We start from the raw sequence: 17,186 nt of genomic DNA, 5'->3' as shown, positions 1-17,186 counted from the left end.
TGTCGGGGTATAGGTAAATTCAGGATGTTAGCCGGATGGTTTTACATATTATACTTCTGCTAACATAGGATAATCCTATTTCAGATGAGCGGAGAAAGCGTATGAGTACAATCAAAGTGACCCCTGAACAATTACATCACGTATCGAATCAAGTGGATCAGGCGAGACAGCAGTTGGAGCATATCCAGGATAACCTTTCAAGGCAGATCATGTTCCTTCAGGCCATATGGCTGGGGGTGACGCAGGAGCGTTTTTATGGTGATTTTGCAAGATCACGTACCGTGTTACAGAAAGCACTGGAGAGCATGGTGTATACTTCGAAAGAATTAACGGATATTGCTACGAGGTTTGAGCAGGCAGATGCCGAGAAGGGCAGTCTGGGTGGTGTTATTGGCGCTGTGGGTGCGGCAGCGATGATGCAGAGCTCGGGGAGTGATGCGGGTTCGGAGGATAAAGGCTACCGGATGGCACAAGTGAATGTGTTTGGGAGACTGGTGCAGATGCCTGTGAATGAGGATGGCGTTACCGATCAGGCAGCTCTGCAGGCGTATCAGAAGGATCAGGGGCATTTGGATTTTAAACGGATGCAAGCTGTGGGGACTGAGGAATCAGGGGAGGATATTATTGCCTTGCAGATTAAAGCCTTTGAAAATGGAATTCATCCCTTCACAGGCGAACCAGTGAACGATCGATATGCACAGATGATGGTGACTTCTCTGAAGTTTAGTCAGATTTTAATGGCTTTTCAGATGGTTCGCGGAAGTATGCCTGGGCGCAAAGGCCCGTTTCACTTGCCTTCCTCTCATCCGACTGTGGCGAAGATGAAGAAGAATTTAGAAAAGGTTGAACAGAAAGCAAGTAAAGGCATCGAAAATGATAAAGGTTTGTATCGCAGAACATCTAATACTGGAGCTTTCAAGGACTTGTCTGAGCCAATGCAATTAAGACATGTTGATAAGGTAGCTGAAGATGCAGGGATCGGACTACAAGGTGTTAAAATAGAGATAGTTCGTGATGCAGAGTTGATAGGTAAAGATTTATATGGGTGGGCAGATCCTAAAGGTAACAGGATAGTTCTCTATCCAGATGCATTTAGTAGTAAAGAGAACCTTGTTAAGACATTGGGTCACGAGAGGATTCATATATATCAAACGAAGATATTTGGTAAGCCACATGACCCTGAGACATTGCTTGAGTATGAGAAAGGAGCGTATGGTTCCGAGAGTTCATGGTGGGAGTATTACCAATGGAGGCGAAAATAACTAATGACAGATTCTAAATTTAAAGATTGGATCAGGGTTAATACAGAAATCATCGATAATTACAATAATATATCTAATATTAAATGTCCTAACTGTAAAATGGCAGAAATTAATTATCAGTATGTAGGAGACACGAGTTCAAGAGTAGGTTTTTTAGATCTATGGTGCAATGCATGCCTTCAAGGAATCCACATTTCCCGAACAAAAGTACCCGAACATATAAGCATGATCTCATTTGACGATGTAAATGAGTATAAAAGAGTAGTGCCGAAGTTTACCGTAATAGAACCTTTCTGAAGACTTGGAGTAAATAGCAGGAACCTGGGAAGCTGTAATTCGGAGGGGTGAATCTGAGTAAACGGATTATGGACATTTACTGTATAGATTACGATAGCCAGATGGACAACGGTAATCCTGTGGCTTTGGAGCAGTGGTACGGTAGGCTGCTTAACAAAAAAATAGATGATCTAAACTTAGAAGATGTAAGCCGAATGCTGGGTCAGCGTGTATTTTTGGAACTGGGTATAGAAAAGGCGATGGAAATTTTGTCCGAGGACCCTCTTGCTGGGGAGATGTACGACGGTCATTTGCTAGAGCTCTTGTATGGTATCGAACTGGATGAATTTCAAGATTTGGAACATTTGAACATATTACTCCAGCATATTCATGCTAGTCTTTCACAATTCGAATGGACTCATCAAGAGGAACAAGAAGAGTACGCTGACTTAGTGCAACGGTTTATAGCAAAATTTTGAGAAGAGAATACTATCTGAGATGTCAGATCATAAGGTCACCTTTTGTGCCGAAATTAGAGGATGAATGCTGAGTATTTGCTCCTAAGAACGGAAATGAATAAGAGGTGGTTGGAGTGAATCTACAAGCGGCAATAACAAGGATTAATACGATTAATTGGGAAAGCGTAGGAACGCGTTCTTCCGATATAGAGGCCGATTTAGCGCCGGAGTATCTAAGAAGATTAGCGCTCTTCTTTAGAGATACGTCTACTAAACCTCTACCTCCTTTCACAGCCAATGTTGCTAATATACTTGGGGATGAACAAGAGATTGAAATCTCAAATTATTGCAACGTAGAAGCCATGCGAACACACGGTAGTAACGTGTATGTGTATAAAGTCTTTGAATACTACTTGCAGTTAGCGAAGTTAGCTGATCAGGATCATGCTTATGTTGATTACTTACTTATATATGAACCATTCATCAAAATCTTTGAAAGAGAAGGACTGGTTGTACTCAAGCCAGGAGAATTAAACGTGGTAGGATGTGCGCATATTCCATTAAATCATTGGTACGATAAGTTTATAGATATGGAACCGCTCGACTTAAACAACTTGAAAGGATAATGTTCTGAATAGGTCTTCTTATGGAACTAGCATTGTAGTTTTTGAGTAACAAGACGGATGCAAAGTATATATTGAATACGATTGAGTGAAACCGGAGTGTGCTCAAAATATGTTCACGATTTCATTTAAAGCAATAGATGATTTGGACTCGTTAGAGCAAATGTCTGCAGAGCAGTTTGATCAGGCCAAACAAGATATAGATGGAATGATTGAATTGGATTTCAACGGAAGTACGTATGGTATGTTTTTTGATGATTGCCCATTCGGTAAAGAGAGACTAATCAGATGGTTTGTTGACTTACTGACGGTGGCTCAGATGGTGAGCGTGAATCCGTATGTTGCTTATCGAATTCCTGATAGTGCTCATCTATGGTTGGAGTTTAAAGCACATGGAGAAGAACTGCTAGTTAGCTTAGTGGAAGATACGGATCGTGAAGTAGTTTTGGACTTATTTATTACTGAACCGCTTGAGGAATTCAAGTACTCAACATGGAGTGGGGTTTCTATAAATTTGGAGTCGTTTGTAAAAGAAATCATACGTAATACACATCTGTTTCTGGATTTCATCTCTGAACTCAACGCAAAACTATTGAAAAGTGAGAACGTTGCAAGAATAAGTGAGAAGTTATCTGATTTAGAGCAAGAATCCTCAACGTGAAATATATCAGCAGAACTATATATGCACCAAGAAGTTATCAAGATAATGCGAAAGAGCAATTCTTCATATGAATGATCCCGCATTTGGTGCAGTACAGTAACCCTGAATTAAAATTAAACAAGACAGCTGTTTCTTACATGGATTAGAGGACGAGGGACGGATGAGAAACGATATGTATAACAGATTCGAACTTCATTGAAAATGGGTTGATACTAGCGGTCAGGAAGGTGAGCAACTTCGATTGCAAGATGTTGATTTTCGCGAATTTGATGTTTCTAATATTTGTTTAGAACAGTCATTTATGGCTAGTTGTACTTTTGAGGGTCTGAGTCTTAACAACATGGATTTTCATGCCTCTGTTTTAAGTTCGTCATTATATAAAAATAGCAACGTGATGCATTGTGATTTTTACAAATCAGACTTGTCATATGTAGATTTCTCTAACTCCAATGTGGATACAGTTTGATTTTCAAGAGGCGATCTATAAGAAACACTATTTGATAATGCAACTATTAAAAACAGTAATTTCTCAGCCTGCAACCTCTCTTTAACTGATTTTAGCCATGCCTTATTAGCAGATGTAGACATAAGTGAAGCAAGGTTTGAAGGGGTTTTGTTTTACGGAGTAACGTTAAGAAACATCGAAGGAATAGAAGAGGCCAATTTCCACAGTATTCATATTGGTTCAGCCGATAAACCTCTAATTCTCAAAGGGCAGGAAGCAAGGGACTGGCTTCGCATGAAGGCCGAAGAAAGCATATAGAATCGAAAGTAATCCATCACCTATGTATCTTTTTAATTTGGAGTGATCCATTTGATAAAATATATGAATTTCGATTCCTTCAGAGGATATTTACTTAAGACACTAGATGAGCTGTCTACTTATCATAATGTGGAGCTGGGGAATCACAGCACGTTTATCGTTACTCCTGTCGAAGAGAGGGGGAAGACGTTGAACTCTACAGATGAATATATTCAACGTGGAATACTGAACTATGATAATTTAGAAGGTCGTTTTTTTGATTTCGATTCGGTTATTAAAATGTTAGGTTGCAGAGTTCCGCTATGTCCCATTTGGGTAAAAGTTTCACTTCAAAATCCAGGGGATGAAGCACTTATCGTAGAATTGCAGACAAGCTTGAGATTCCGCAAGCCCAGCTTATTGCAAAATCAAAAAACAGGGCATCCACCATTTATAGCAGTCCTCCCGTCTCAAAACGAATGAATTTCGATGGACGCACAGGCGTCACATTGCCGAGAGAACCCGGACATCTATGACTGGCCTTTTGATGCACTGGAAGGCGATTTTATTGAAAAGGACATGGCGGGATTACTTCTGAAAGGATCACGAGGAGAGGGGTAACAATATGGGGGCTACATTAGCTAAAGGGATCGAGCGTTTGTCTGCGATTTCGTTTCAAATGGATAGCTTTTCTCCCCAAAACTCACATCACATATTAATCAGTGAGTATCTAAGACGTGTGAATGTATTCCTAGACAAGCTGAGCCTATTCCCAGATGGTTATCCCCTATTTAGCTTTGCCAAGATGATTGGAAGAGAGATAGATGCTCATGTGTACCGTGCTTGTCCCCAGTTGGATACACTTCATAATGTCTATATGAAGGCCGTTTGTTATAGCTATCTGGAAGTGTGCGAATTAATCGATCTAGGAGTAGATGATGCGATTCAAAATGCTCATTTGCACGAGCCAATGTTGAAATTCTTCGAACGAGGTGGGACGTTTACTATACGAAAGGGTGAACTGGAAGTAGGTGATGCAGCATATCCACTAATGTATTGGAGAACTCTGGTGATCCCCGTTCAAGATATTAGCGATAATTCCTTGGATCTTATAGATTGTAATGGGCTGGAGGGATAATGATGTCGGTGGGGCTGTATAGATACAGCGGAGAACTAGATGACCGGGAATCGGAACTAACGCTTAGTGAGAATATCTCCACTCAGGACTTTTATGATGAGCACTGGGAGAGAGCTATTCATGAACTGGGCATCTTGATTATACAGGACGGCTCCGAGATTGCCTTTCATCAGCTTGGGGATGCACTGGATGAATTGGAACGTTTGAGAGAATGGGCTATCCAGCGGTTGGAGGGAGCCAATCTGGAGTATATGAAAGGTAGAGTAGAGCATTTACAGCGGATTTTACCGAATGCTTTTTACAGTGAGGAAGTTATTTTGTACATATTCTAGGGTTGTCGGCTTGGTCAACTAGCTCCGGGTCCCTACGGCATTCTTTACGTAGATGAGTGCTAATAAAAAAGACAGGGAAGTATTACTTTTGGAAAGGAGAGTTTGCTTGTGGATGCATGGCTGAGCAATGAGAACCGCGCATATGTTGGTCTTGAGCCTGTTGAATCGCACTGGGATCGGGTGGACATCAAGAAGGGTTACTATGTTTATTTTGATGGAGACGTTATTCGTAAACGAATATCGAGCCTGCCGGAGAGTTATGTGGAAGAAGATGTGTATATTGAGGTGCGAGATCGGCAATTTGTTGTGCCCAAAAACAGCAGGGGCAAGGAGAAAAAATTGACCTACACGACCGTATCCGGCTTCAAGGCAGAAGGTGTTACGTTCTCCGCTGGAATCAGTCCGTATGATGGCAAGAGCTATGTTACAGCTTATAATAAACGTAACAGCGTGAGTCTACCGATTTCGGACTGTTCCCACATGACATCCAAAGCAGAGATCATCTCCTGGCTGGAGCATTTTCCGGGCACCGTGCCAGATGACTATGACCGCAAGCTGGATCGGTTGAAAAATATGCCAAACCAACGTTATCAGGCGGTGCCAGGTGATATTTTCAGAGTAGAGCTGGATCTGCATACCGATGGGTATGTGCTTGTGATTGGCAATCTTCGTCAGATGGAAAAGGATGATTTATTTTCCGAGCAAAGCATCTGGAGATCGGTCATGACCATGCCGCTATTTGTACGGCCCTTCTTATGGAAGACAACGGAGCGTTCCCCTTCGCTAGAGGATATTTTGGCGGCCCCTATGTCGGAGACAACGAGGATTGTGATGGATGACTTTTTTCTGCGCGGAGGATATGAGTTTGTGTATCATAAACCATTGGAGGAAGAGGATATCCTGTTTCCTATAGGGTACGGACCGACAACGAGCGTGACGAATGAGCGTGTAGTCCGTTTGAGCTGGGGCTTGGGCACGTTACATAAACCAGAGGAGCAAACGCCGTTTAGGCTGGAACGGAATTTCATGAATCACGGAGTCTGCTCGGGTCTGACTACCGAATGCTTTGGGCCGCCATCTGAGCGTATGCATGAGAGGGACCTGGCCCATCCGCAGTATGCGAAGGAGCGTAAACTGGCGTTGGCGGAATTCGGATTATCGGAGGACATTACATATGATGAATTTTGCCAGAAAACGGGGGCTATGACGCGCTTGCAGTATATCGATTATGTAAAAAGAACGTATCACATCCCAACAGATGGAGAGAATTAAATCCCTTGCCTCTCATATACAAAAACATACACATCCCAAATCCGCCCTCTTTCGAGAGTCGGATTTTTTTGCGTCCAATCAACCAAAAATATCTTGTCAAAACGTAATCATTACGATAAGATAATACTCATTGTTTAGATGATAATGATTACGATTAACAACCATATGAAACAGAATGAGAGAGGGGCATGACCTTGTTTACGAAAAAAAAGCCTTTGCTGGCGCTAATCTCCTTGGCCCTAAGTGCGGCAGTCTTACTTACCGCTTGCGGAGCATCCACATCTAGTCCGGCAGCGCAAGGCGATACCAATACCCAAGGGAATAAGAACGTTCACTTCCTATATAACTTTTCCACCAGTTCACTTGATCCACATGTGGATTCCAGTTATGTGCCGCTACGTGCGGGCATTACGGAAACGCTCTTGCGTCTGGATGAGGACAATCTGACCGTTGCACCGTGGCTCGCCGAGAGCTGGGAGAGTAAAGATGGTCAGCACTGGACGATTAACTTGCGCGACAATGTGACCTTCCAGAACGGCAAACCGATGACAGGGGAAGCGGTTAAGGCATCTCTGGAGCGGTCGCTGAAAGAGAACGTAGCCATCCAGAATACATTGAAGGTGGATACGATCAAAGCCGAGGGGAACAAGCTGGAGATCACAACAACCCAGCCATTTCCGGAGTTTGCTTCGGAGCTGGTGAACCCGAACACGGCGATTATTGATGTCAGTGAGCCGGATATTGTGAACAAGCCTGTCGGAACAGGCCCGTTCAAGCTGACTTCCTTCACGGCAGGCAGCAAGCTGGAGCTGAGTCGATATGACGGATACTGGGACGGGGCCTCGCCGCTGGATTCCGTAACATTTTCGTTTAATGAAGATGCTAACGCACGTTCACTTGCACTGAAGTCCGGTCAAGTAGACGTCGTCTACCGCCCGGAAGTGGAAAGTCTGGAATCCCTCAAAGCCATCGACGGGTTGAAAGTTGAATCCACATCCACATTCCGCGTGCACCAGTTAACGATGAATATGCAGCGGGAGAGCATCAAGGATGTGAATGTCCGCCGAGCGCTGGATGCGCTAATTGACCGTAAAGGCATTGTCGATACAATCCTGCTTGGATACGGCGAGCCTGCCATTGGCCCATTCTTGCCCTCGTTGCCATTTGCACCTAAATATACACATGCAACAACCGAGACCGGTTCAGATGTGGCCGTGAAGTATCTTGGCGAAGCTGGCTACACCCAACAAAACGGTGTAATGACCAAAGACGGAAAACCATTGAAGCTGACACTACTGACCTATTCGTCACGCGCCGATCTGCCTCTGATTGCACAAGTGTTCCAATCGGATGCGAAAAAGATCGGAATTGATGTGCAGATTCGTCAGATTGATGCACCGGAAGAATACATGGCTTCCAACCGGGACTGGGATATCGCTACATACAGTAATCTGACCGCTCCACGCGGGGATGCGGGTTATTATCTGAATGCGACATATCATCCGAAGGGTGCGCTGAACTTTAGCGGATCGGAGGACCCGGCACTGACCAAGATCATCGACGAACTGAACCTTACCGTTGAACCGCAGAAACGCGCGGAGCTGGCAGAGAAAGCAGCCAATTATGTGCACGATAACGTGCTGAACTCCTTTGTACTGCATCCGGCAACGATTGTGGCCTACAACGGCAAAAAGGTGAAGAACTGGGTCACCACGCGTAGTGAATATTACATGATCACAAACAAGCTGGACGTGATGTAATGTTTCGTATTTTGCTTCGCAAGTTTCTGGAGGTATTTGTATTCCTGCTCTTCATTATGTTTGTAAGCTTCCTGTTCATCCGGCTTGCTCCCGGCGATCCGGTGCTGACCATCCTGAATGTTGAGGAATTATCGGTGAGCAAGGAGCAAGTCGAAGCACTGCGCGAGGAGATGGGCTTTAATGACTCGCTTCCCGTGCAATTTGGCCGCTGGCTGCTTGATTTTGTACGGATGGACTTTGGTGTATCCTATTCAACAGGTCAGCCGGTAATGCAGACACTGATGCGCGCACTTCCGGCAACAGCGGAGCTGACGATCGGTTCACTGCTGGTCATGCTATTCGTGGCTATCCCGCTGGGCTCCCTGTCCGCACTATATCGGGGTAGCTGGATTGATCAGGGTAGCCGCATTCTGTCGATTTTGGGCGCAGCGGTTCCGAGTTTCTGGCTGGGACTCATCCTGATTGACCTGTTCGGCGTGCGATTCGGCAGTCTGCCGACGATGGGACGGGACGGATTTACTTCACTTATTCTGCCATCACTGACGCTCGGACTTGCTATCTCCAGCGTTTATGTACGTCTTTTACGTTCTAGCCTACTGGACTCTTTGAGTCAGGAATTTGTGCGCTCTGCCCGGGCCAGAGGGCTTTCGGAGGGACGTATTTTCTTCCTGCATGCTTTCAGACACAGTCTGCCTCCGGTGATCACCGTATTTGGGGTCAGTCTGGGAAGTCTGATTGGCGGCGTTGTGGTGATTGAAGTGTTGTTTGCTTATCCGGGCATCGGCAAGCTGGTGGTTGATGCCATTCGCCAGCGCGATTATCCATTGATTCAGGGATACATCCTGATCATGGCGGTTGTCGTGTTCCTGGTGAATACGGCGGTAGATCTGTCTTACCGTTATTTAAATCCAGAGATGAAATTGAAGGAAAGGGAGGCCCACCGATGAAAACGATGCCCCTGAGCATGCCGTCAACCAAAACAAAAAAGCACAGCTGGCAGGCCATCATCGGCATGCTGTTTGCATTGCTGGTTATCGCGGCCTCACTCTATGCCTTTCTATATTTGAAACATGATCATACCCTCACCGACCTGCGCAGCAGGTTGCAAGGAATGAGTGCACTTCATCCGCTTGGCACCGACCACTTGGGCCGTGATGTACTGACACGTCTGCTTCTCGGCGGCGGTCAGACGCTGGGTTACAGCCTGTTTGCACTCGGCGCGGCACTGCTTATCGGCATTCCGTTTGGCCTGATCGCAGGTTACAAACGCGGCTGGATCGATAAGCTGTTCATGCGTATTGCAGATGCATTTCTGGCTTTTCCGGACACCATTGTCGCAATTGTACTGAGTGGTCTGCTTGGTGCAGGCATTGGCAATCTGGTGCTGGCGATTGTTATCGTGAAATGGGTGAGTTACGCGCGTCTGGTTCGAAGCACTGTCCTATCCGAGTCGCAAAAGGATTACATCCGTGTAGCCCGAACGAACGGTCTGTCCGATGCACGAATCATGACCAAACATCTGCTACCGCATATTGCAGGTCATGTGCTGGTACTGGCGAGTCTGGATCTCGGCAAAATCATCCTGTTGATCTCATCCTTATCCTACATCGGACTAGGCGCACAGCCGCCGACACCTGAATGGGGAGCGATGCTGAATGACTCGCGTCCTTACTTCCAGTCCAGACCTGAACTAATGGTCTTTCCGGGTCTGGCTATTGTATCGGTTGTACTACTGGCGAATATGCTGGGCGACTACTTGCGAGATCGGTTTGATGTGAAAAAGGAGGTGCAGTCATGATTCTCTCTACCCAGGAACTGAGCATCTTCAGCCGGGAGCGGACGATTGTGGATCAGGTGTCCCTTGCCGTCCGCGAAGGGGAATTCATGGCGCTCGTGGGACAGAGCGGCAGTGGCAAGAGCCTGCTCTCGCAGGCGATCGGACAGCTGCTGCCGCCCAACCTGCGCGCATCTGGACGTATCCTGTTCGAAGGCAGTAATCTGCTCGAACGGAAACCGAAGGAGATGCGTGCACTGCGTGGACGCGATATCTCGTATATTTTTCAGGACTATCAGGGAGCATTTACACCTTTCCGCAGCATTGGCGGACACTTTGATGAATATCAGAAGGTGCATGGCGAGAAGTCTGCTACGATCCGTAAAAAGCGTGCCGCGGAAGCGCTGGAGTCCGTTGGACTCAGCCCGGGGCTGCTTCGCCGCTATCCGTTTCAGCTGAGCGGGGGTCAGTTGCAGCGCGCATCCATTGCTACATCGCTGATGCTCTCCCCACGTCTGCTCATTGCCGATGAAGCAACGACAGCGCTGGATAGCATGTCCGCGCATCGCGTAATGGAACTACTCGCACGCAAGCAAGCCGAGACGGGCTGTGCGATCCTGTTCATTACGCATGATTGGCGGCATGTGCGCCGATATGCGAACCGCTTGTCTGTCATGAAAGAAGGGAAGATTGTGGAATCAGGCGGCAAACACCGGATTCTGGATCATCCCCAGCATGAATATACACGCCAATTGATTGAAGCAGCGCCTGTATTGAGTAATGAATTGAAGTCTGGTTTGAAGGAGGTGGGCGCGGAGTGAGAAGCCAAGCCAGCCAAGTCGTGTTACACGTGGAACAGCTCACCCGCACCTATGCTGGTGCGGAACACCCTGCCATCAACGCTATCTCGTTCACCCTGAATCGCGGCGAATGCCTGGGTCTTGTCGGAGAGAGCGGCTGTGGCAAAAGCACATTGGCCCGCTGTCTGCTTCGTATTGAGGATGCGGACCATGGCTCGATCCAGCTTGGCGGGCAGGATATTGCCCGGCTGGATGGACGCCGTTTGCGTCCGCACCGTCGCAAGATTCAGATTGTTTTCCAGAATCCTTCGGCTGCACTAAATCCGAAACTTACCATTGGAGCATCCTTGATCGATCCCTATGAGCAACTAGGTCGGGATGCGAAGCTCACACACTTCACCTATACATCGAAAGAAGCTTACATCCGTCAGCTACTGGAGGCCGTAGAACTGCCGAGTGAACTGGCGAACCGCTACCCGCACGAGCTGAGTGGTGGTCAGCGGCAACGTGTTACGATTGCGCGAGCCATCGGCATTGAGCCGGATGTGGTTGTGCTGGATGAACCGACGGCTAGTCTGGATGTTATTTCGCAGGGAGCGATTCTGCAGCTACTCACCGACCTTCGTATATCTCTCGGCCTGTCCTATGTGTTCATCTCACATGATCTGGCGGCGGTGCACCGAATGAGCCAGCGAATTATCGTGATGCAATCCGGACAGATCGTAGACCAATTTGGCGCGGATGCGTTGTTTGCCGAGGAACGCCACCCGTATACGAAGGAACTGATTTCGATATTCTGAGGGCACAGCGCGTATGAGCGTGTGGGCTGACTTCTTTCTATAACAAGAGCCGTTATGCGAAGGTTATCATGCATGCGGCTCTTTGTGCACTCTTTTTCACAGCGAATCATAGGCTTTAAAAACAGGCCGTTTGCCTAGCGAATGCAAAGTTCCTTCTTTGCTTTGAACAAATAAATCTTTCAGGCCTATAACCGGGCTAACGAACCGCGGCAAACTAGCGTATACTGAGGGAATAGCAAATATCTTGAAATTGCATATTTAAATTGCTCCATATTATTGATACACTAGTTCAAGGTTATATTCATTCAGACAAGGCGTGAACCCTCGAAGAGTGGGCTTGCAGCCAATGCCAAATCGATAACGCTTACATCCTTTTGGCAAATATAGGATATAAGGACGGTAGACATGAGCCAGGGACAAACGAGTACAGATGTAATCTTGATCGGTGCCGGAATTATGAGTGCAACTTTGGGAACTTTGCTTAAAGAATTGGCACCAGACTGGAATATTAAGGTTTTTGAGAAGCTTGCCACGGCAGGAGAAGAAAGCTCGAATGAGTGGAACAATGCCGGAACCGGGCATGCTGCGCTGTGCGAACTTAACTATACTGTTGAACGACCAGACAAAACCGTAGATATTAGCAAAGCCATTAAGGTGAACGAGCAATTCCAGGTTTCCAAGCAATTTTGGTCCTATCTGGTGAACAGTCGTCTGATTCGGAATCCGAGGGACTTCATTATGCCGATTCCTCACCTCAGTTACGTGCATGGCGAGAGTAATGTGCAGTTTCTGAAAAGACGGTACGACACCTTGTCAAACCATCCGCTGTTCGCAGGCATGGATTTCTCGGACAACCGGGAAGAGCTGGCGAAGTGGATGCCGCTAATGATGAAAGACCGCACAAGTAGCGAGCCGGTAGCGGCGACCAAGATTGACTCCGGTACGGACGTTAACTTTGGTGCTTTAACGCGTATGCTACTGAAACATCTACAGGAACAAAAGGTGGAAGTCCACTATAAACATAGCGTGAAGAACATTAAACGCAAAAGTGATAAGTCATGGGAATTGACCGTGAAAAATCTGACGAGTGGAGCTGTTGAACGTCATCGGGCGAAATTTGTCTTCATTGGCGCGGGCGGCGGAAGTCTGCACCTGCTCCAGAAGTCCGGTATTCCGGAAGGTAAACATATCGGGGGCTTCCCGGTAAGCGGGATCTTCATGGTCTGCAAAAATCCGGAAGTCGTGGAACAGCATCATGCCAAAGTATATGGCAAAGCTTCCGTAGGTGCTCCACCGATGTCCGTACCGCATCTGGATACACGTTACATCGACAACCAGAAGTCACTGCTGTTTGGTCCATTCGCCGGTTTCTCACCGAAGTTCTTGAAGACCGGATCGAATGCAGACCTGATTGCTTCGGTGAAGTTGCATAACCTTTTAACGATGCTTGCGGCAGGTGTGAAGGAACTCTCGCTCACCAAATACCTTATTCAACAACTCATGTTAACGAAGGAACAGCGCATGAAGGAACTGCGTGATTTCGTACCGAGTGCGAAGAGTGAGGACTGGGATATGGTGCTGGCGGGTCAGCGTGTGCAGGTGATCAAGGACACCGTTCAGGGCGGCAAAGGCACGCTGCAGTTCGGAACCGAAGTTGTAACTGCGGCAGATGGCTCCATTGCGGCATTACTAGGCGCATCGCCGGGTGCTTCGACGGCGGTTCAAGTTATGCTGGAGATTTTGGAGCGTTGTTTCCCGCAGCACATCAAGGAATGGGAACCAAAGATCAAAGAGATGATCCCGTCTTACGGCATCTCGCTTGCAGAGAACCTCGATCTATTACGTGAGGTGAATCTGTCTACGGCGAAATCGCTGGGATTGTCGGATGAGAAGCAAGCATTGCATGTGTAAGTGATAAAGTGCTTCATGAAGCCAGAAAATGAATCAAAAAAGCTGAGTCCGGATCAAGTCCAGGCTCAGCTTTTTGTGGTTTGTTTTTCCCGAAAATGAACTTATAACGAATCCATATCGGTCTGGTCAGGGATAAAAAAGGAAACCTTCGTCCCTTGCCCAGGGGAGCTGACGATCTTTAACCCTTGTCCATAGAGCTGATTCAAGCGCCGATGGGTATTGGTTAAACCAATGCCTCCAGGCTTTAGCGGATTCGGTTTAGGCCATGCGAGCGCTCGTTCAATCTGTTCCGGATGCATGCCTGAGCCGTTATCTTCGATCTCGATCAGTGTGCCTGTGGTTTGGGTAACGATGCGAATCCATACCGTCCCGCCTTCCACTTGGCTGAGGACACCATGGCGAACAGCATTTTCAATCAGCGGCTGGATGGTGAGCGGAGGGAGAATCACATCGATGTCTTCTGGAATGTCCCAGACTACGTTTAATCGTTCTGCGAATCGTTCCTTCTCAATGTAGAGATAGGCCTTCGAAAGGTCAATCTCGTGGGTGATCTCCACCATTTTCTCCGAATTCACAAAGTGGAAGCTGGTCTGCAAATATTCAATAAAAGCATCCCCCAATCGCTGCATTCGATCCGTATCGATCTCACTGAGCATCATAATGGAATTGAGTGTGTTAAACAGGAAGTGAGGCTGGATCTGTGCCTGCAAATAAGCGGCTTCCATCCGCAATCTCTCATCAATCGATTGTTTCAACACAATCAATGAACCAATGCGATGTCTCAACTCTACAGCGTCAACAGGCTTGGTCACATAATCAGTAGCACCCGCCATGAATCCGGCATAAATATCAGCAGGTTCGTTTCGGGCCGTTAACAACAGAATAGGAAGCTCAGATACGGAATAACGTTTACGCACGCTCTCTGTCAGTTCATAACCGGACATATGAGGCATCATCACATCGGCAATTAATAAATCCCATGACTGCGTATTCAGAAGTTCAAGTGCTTCTAACGCTGAAGTGGCAGGTTGTATATCATAGGGTTCATTCGACAGCATCGAGATGAGAACACGTAAGTTGACCGGATCATCATCGACAGCGAGAATGCGAGCAGTGGTTTTCCCAGGTAAGACGGGGTTCACAGGAGGTTGCTCTTCATCTAGGCTCACAGCAACCTCACTCAAATGCTGGACACCCCATCGCGAATGCTCCGTCTGATCGGTCTGTTCGGTTAAGGCAGGTGTATCTTTTCGTGGCAACGAAACTTGAAAAGTAGATCCTTGTCCAAGCACGGACTGCACAGTAAGTTCACCATCATGAAGCTCAGTGAGCTGTTTGCTGATACTTAACCCGAGCCCAATCCCACCACTCAAACGTGCTTGAGCAGTACCTTGCTCGTAAGCTTCAAATATTCGTTCTTGTAGCTCCTCGCTGATTCCCGTGCCCGTATCCGAAACTTGCATAATGACGCTATGTTCATCTGCCCTAACCGATACCGTAATGGTACCCTCATCCGTGAATTTGAGCGCGTTATGCAGCAGATTGTACAAGATCTGAACAAGTCGTCTCTCATCTGCCTGAACCAGCGGTAATCCCTCGGGTGTATCTACGATGATCTGGACTCGCTTGCCCTCCGCCATAAATCGGAACATTCCAATGACACCGGATATGACAGAGGCGAGGGATAACGGTTTTTTCTGCAATATGATGCGTTTTTCTCTCAGACGAATGACATCCAGAAGATCATCAATCAATTGCGACATCTGTCTCCCGATATTGACGAGCAGTTTCATGTCTTCCGTATGTTGTCCTCCGGATTGACGCTGTTCGCGCACCGCAATACTTTCGGCAATGTTAATAATCCCATGCAGGGGAGTGCGCAGTTCATGCGCGGTGTTCACCAGGAATTGATCTTTTTGCTGGTCTTCCACTTTGAGCTGTTCATACAGTTTTTCAATTTCAGTGGCATTGCGGAAATATTTTCTGAACCAGTAGGCCGCAAAGCCAAATATGGCAGCAATAACATCGATCGGATAATACACATTGGTGATTTCGTTGTGTGAGTTTACAATTCCCCACAGCACACTGGACATACTGCTCATTGCTGCAAAGAGCAGAAAGCTTGCGTCGCTTTGTTTGGCTGCGGCCATTTTGAAGAACAGGAGCACAGACCAACCAATGGCGAACAAATACAGGAAATCAGGAATTTGAGTATGAAGTGCTTGGTACACAAGCGTTACGGGAGCAATGAGCAAAAATAATAGATATCCTCCTACAATACCGGCATATGCAAGAAAGAGCTTTCGCCCATGATTCGGATTCGCAAAGCTTCTGGCCAGCATAAGAAGGAAAAGCGCAAATGAAGCATATGAAATCGCCTTGGCTTTAACCATCCAAGTGAAGTTCAGTGGTAACCAGTTTAATAACAGCCCGTCATGGTCAGAGACAACCGTCAAGGCCGTAGCCAGTATTAACAAAGAGAACGTGAGCAGTGCCCGCTGCTTCCGGATAAACAGAAACATGACAAAGGCATACAGGCTGTGCAGGAGCAGTATAGCGAACGTGATTTTCTGCAAATCAATGGATAAACCCCGTTCACTTCCGATGGCTTCAGGAGAACCCAAGTATAGAGAACGCGTAATGCCTCCACTGAATGGATCGTCGAAATTGGCTGTCTGCACAAGTAGAGTGAGTTCACTCGTCTTGTCTAGTGCATAGGAAGTTACAAATGCAGTCCTTTCTGGTTTATAGCTTTCGGCATTGCTGGCAGGTTGACCAAACTGGGCAACAACCGTTCCGTTGATCTCAATGATGGATGAGGTCTGAATTTTCTGAGCCCAGAGGGATATTTCCTTCACCGAAGGGTCGAGCAGTATACGAAGCTGGTACGTTCCATATCCGAATGACGAAGCAGAAGGTGGTTGTAACGCCTTGCGCCAGTCACCCGGCACTTGGACCCAGGTGGAAGGCTTGTCCGACCCCATATCTGAATTCGTATGTTTATCTTCTCCGCCATAAATCAATGCATGGGGTGTGAATCCCCATTCTCCATCCAGAGAGATCGGGGAAGTGTCAGCAAAATCCCAACCGCGAAGATCCAACACGCCTTGAACGGGTTCTGGATGATCCGGTATAACAAAAGAGGCGGACCATATCCAGCGAAAGCTAAGTAAAATGGTTAAAAAGACAAGGGACAACACGACATATCTAGGTATTTTTATATTCGTTATTGGTTTCATGGCAGATTTTAATTTCGACAAGTTTCGTCTAACTCCTGCACCGTCATGTTCAATGAGCGTCCTTTTTTTATTTCGAATTTTAGACGTATTACCAAATTGATAGCGTTCGCAATCGAAAGTTTATGGTAAAATTATAGA

General features: G+C 46.7%; 18 protein-coding genes. 17 read left to right on the top strand and 1 reads right to left on the bottom strand.

The window, feature by feature from the left end; genetic code table 11:
- The first annotated feature begins 101 nt into the window (after positions 1–101).
- The 17 genes from J2T16_RS16130 to J2T16_RS16050 all read left to right on the top strand — a co-directional run bounded on the left by J2T16_RS16130 (position 102) and on the right by J2T16_RS16050 (position 13,809).
- Entirely contained in the window at positions 102–1,262 is a 1,161-nt protein-coding gene (locus J2T16_RS16130) for a WXG100 family type VII secretion target (RefSeq protein WP_499018769.1), read from the top strand.
- 344 nt (positions 1,263–1,606) lie between these two features.
- On the top strand, positions 1,607–2,017 hold the full coding sequence (locus tag J2T16_RS16125; RefSeq protein ID WP_336121562.1) for a contact-dependent growth inhibition system immunity protein: 411 nt from the start codon (positions 1,607–1,609) through the stop codon (positions 2,015–2,017).
- A gap of 113 nt (positions 2,018–2,130) precedes the next feature.
- Complete coding sequence (locus J2T16_RS16120; RefSeq protein WP_499018768.1) at positions 2,131–2,622, top strand: hypothetical protein; 492 nt, start codon at positions 2,131–2,133, stop codon at positions 2,620–2,622.
- A 109-nt stretch (positions 2,623–2,731) separates the two neighbouring features.
- On the top strand, positions 2,732–3,280 hold the full coding sequence (locus J2T16_RS16115; RefSeq protein ID WP_499018767.1) for a hypothetical protein: 549 nt from the start codon (positions 2,732–2,734) through the stop codon (positions 3,278–3,280).
- Between the two features lie 301 nt (positions 3,281–3,581).
- Positions 3,582–3,746 (top strand): pentapeptide repeat-containing protein, encoded by a 165-nt coding sequence (locus J2T16_RS16110; RefSeq protein WP_434349249.1) that lies wholly within the window; start codon positions 3,582–3,584, stop codon positions 3,744–3,746.
- A 45-nt stretch (positions 3,747–3,791) separates the two neighbouring features.
- Complete coding sequence (locus J2T16_RS16105) at positions 3,792–4,043, top strand: pentapeptide repeat-containing protein (protein ID WP_418792783.1); 252 nt, start codon at positions 3,792–3,794, stop codon at positions 4,041–4,043.
- Positions 4,044–4,232: 189 nt separating this feature from the next.
- On the top strand, positions 4,233–4,505 hold the full coding sequence (locus J2T16_RS16100; protein ID WP_336121565.1) for a hypothetical protein: 273 nt from the start codon (positions 4,233–4,235) through the stop codon (positions 4,503–4,505).
- A gap of 6 nt (positions 4,506–4,511) precedes the next feature.
- Complete coding sequence (locus tag J2T16_RS16095; RefSeq protein ID WP_261771735.1) at positions 4,512–4,643, top strand: hypothetical protein; 132 nt, start codon at positions 4,512–4,514, stop codon at positions 4,641–4,643.
- Between the two features lie 4 nt (positions 4,644–4,647).
- Positions 4,648–5,160, top strand: coding sequence for a hypothetical protein (locus J2T16_RS16090; protein ID WP_336121566.1), 513 nt, complete (start codon positions 4,648–4,650; stop codon positions 5,158–5,160).
- A gap of 2 nt (positions 5,161–5,162) precedes the next feature.
- Positions 5,163–5,492, top strand: a complete 330-nt coding sequence (locus tag J2T16_RS16085; protein WP_336121567.1) for a hypothetical protein — start codon at positions 5,163–5,165, stop codon at positions 5,490–5,492.
- Positions 5,493–5,600: 108 nt separating this feature from the next.
- Complete coding sequence (locus J2T16_RS16080; RefSeq protein WP_336121568.1) at positions 5,601–6,764, top strand: immunity 26/phosphotriesterase HocA family protein; 1,164 nt, start codon at positions 5,601–5,603, stop codon at positions 6,762–6,764.
- 194 nt (positions 6,765–6,958) lie between these two features.
- Positions 6,959–8,524 (top strand): nickel ABC transporter substrate-binding protein, encoded by a 1,566-nt coding sequence (gene nikA / locus J2T16_RS16075; protein WP_499018766.1) that lies wholly within the window; start codon positions 6,959–6,961, stop codon positions 8,522–8,524.
- On the top strand, positions 8,524–9,471 hold the full coding sequence (gene nikB / locus J2T16_RS16070) for a nickel ABC transporter permease (protein ID WP_154889796.1): 948 nt from the start codon (positions 8,524–8,526) through the stop codon (positions 9,469–9,471). Before nikA ends, nikB begins: the two co-directional genes overlap by 1 nt.
- Entirely contained in the window at positions 9,468–10,322 is an 855-nt protein-coding gene (gene nikC / locus J2T16_RS16065) for a nickel transporter permease (RefSeq protein ID WP_499018765.1), read from the top strand. The genes nikB and nikC overlap by 4 nt, the downstream gene beginning before the upstream one ends.
- Complete coding sequence (locus J2T16_RS16060; protein WP_499018764.1) at positions 10,319–11,119, top strand: ABC transporter ATP-binding protein; 801 nt, start codon at positions 10,319–10,321, stop codon at positions 11,117–11,119. The genes nikC and J2T16_RS16060 overlap by 4 nt, the downstream gene beginning before the upstream one ends.
- Positions 11,116–11,898, top strand: a complete 783-nt coding sequence (locus tag J2T16_RS16055) for an ABC transporter ATP-binding protein (RefSeq protein WP_154889802.1) — start codon at positions 11,116–11,118, stop codon at positions 11,896–11,898. Before J2T16_RS16060 ends, J2T16_RS16055 begins: the two co-directional genes overlap by 4 nt.
- A 405-nt stretch (positions 11,899–12,303) precedes the next feature.
- Positions 12,304–13,809 carry a malate:quinone oxidoreductase gene (locus tag J2T16_RS16050; protein ID WP_154889804.1) on the top strand — a complete coding sequence of 502 codons (1,506 nt, stop codon included), beginning with the start codon at positions 12,304–12,306 and terminating at the stop codon, positions 13,807–13,809.
- A gap of 101 nt (positions 13,810–13,910) precedes the next feature.
- Here J2T16_RS16050 and J2T16_RS16045 read toward each other — a convergent pair whose 3' ends face one another.
- A complete protein-coding gene (locus J2T16_RS16045; RefSeq protein ID WP_499018763.1) occupies positions 13,911–17,069 on the bottom strand; it encodes a hybrid sensor histidine kinase/response regulator in 3,159 nt (1,052 codons plus the stop codon).
- Positions 17,070–17,186 lie beyond the last annotated feature (117 nt).

It is taken from the genome of Paenibacillus intestini, from assembly GCF_030803945.1.
GTDB classification, from domain to species: Bacteria; Bacillota; Bacilli; order Paenibacillales; family Paenibacillaceae; genus Paenibacillus; species Paenibacillus polysaccharolyticus.
Note: the sequence above shows the minus strand (reverse complement) of the source record. Positions and strands in the feature narration are given on the sequence as shown.

What these genes read in the sequence shown, in the direction of transcription:
- J2T16_RS16130 (WP_499018769.1), top strand. Translation starts at nt 102, where the DNA reads ATGAGTACAATCAAAGTGACCCCTGAACAATTACATCACGTATCGAAT.
- J2T16_RS16115 (WP_499018767.1), top strand. Translation starts at nt 2,732, where the DNA reads ATGTTCACGATTTCATTTAAAGCAATAGATGATTTGGACTCGTTAGAG.
- J2T16_RS16110 (WP_434349249.1), top strand. Translation starts at nt 3,582, where the DNA reads ATGGCTAGTTGTACTTTTGAGGGTCTGAGTCTTAACAACATGGATTTT.
- J2T16_RS16095 (WP_261771735.1), top strand. Translation starts at nt 4,512, where the DNA reads ATGGACGCACAGGCGTCACATTGCCGAGAGAACCCGGACATCTATGAC.
- J2T16_RS16090 (WP_336121566.1), top strand. Translation starts at nt 4,648, where the DNA reads ATGGGGGCTACATTAGCTAAAGGGATCGAGCGTTTGTCTGCGATTTCG.
- J2T16_RS16085 (WP_336121567.1), top strand. Translation starts at nt 5,163, where the DNA reads ATGTCGGTGGGGCTGTATAGATACAGCGGAGAACTAGATGACCGGGAA.
- nikB (WP_154889796.1), top strand. Translation starts at nt 8,524, where the DNA reads ATGTTTCGTATTTTGCTTCGCAAGTTTCTGGAGGTATTTGTATTCCTG.
- nikC (WP_499018765.1), top strand. Translation starts at nt 9,468, where the DNA reads ATGAAAACGATGCCCCTGAGCATGCCGTCAACCAAAACAAAAAAGCAC.
- J2T16_RS16060 (WP_499018764.1), top strand. Translation starts at nt 10,319, where the DNA reads ATGATTCTCTCTACCCAGGAACTGAGCATCTTCAGCCGGGAGCGGACG.
- J2T16_RS16050 (WP_154889804.1), top strand. Translation starts at nt 12,304, where the DNA reads ATGAGCCAGGGACAAACGAGTACAGATGTAATCTTGATCGGTGCCGGA.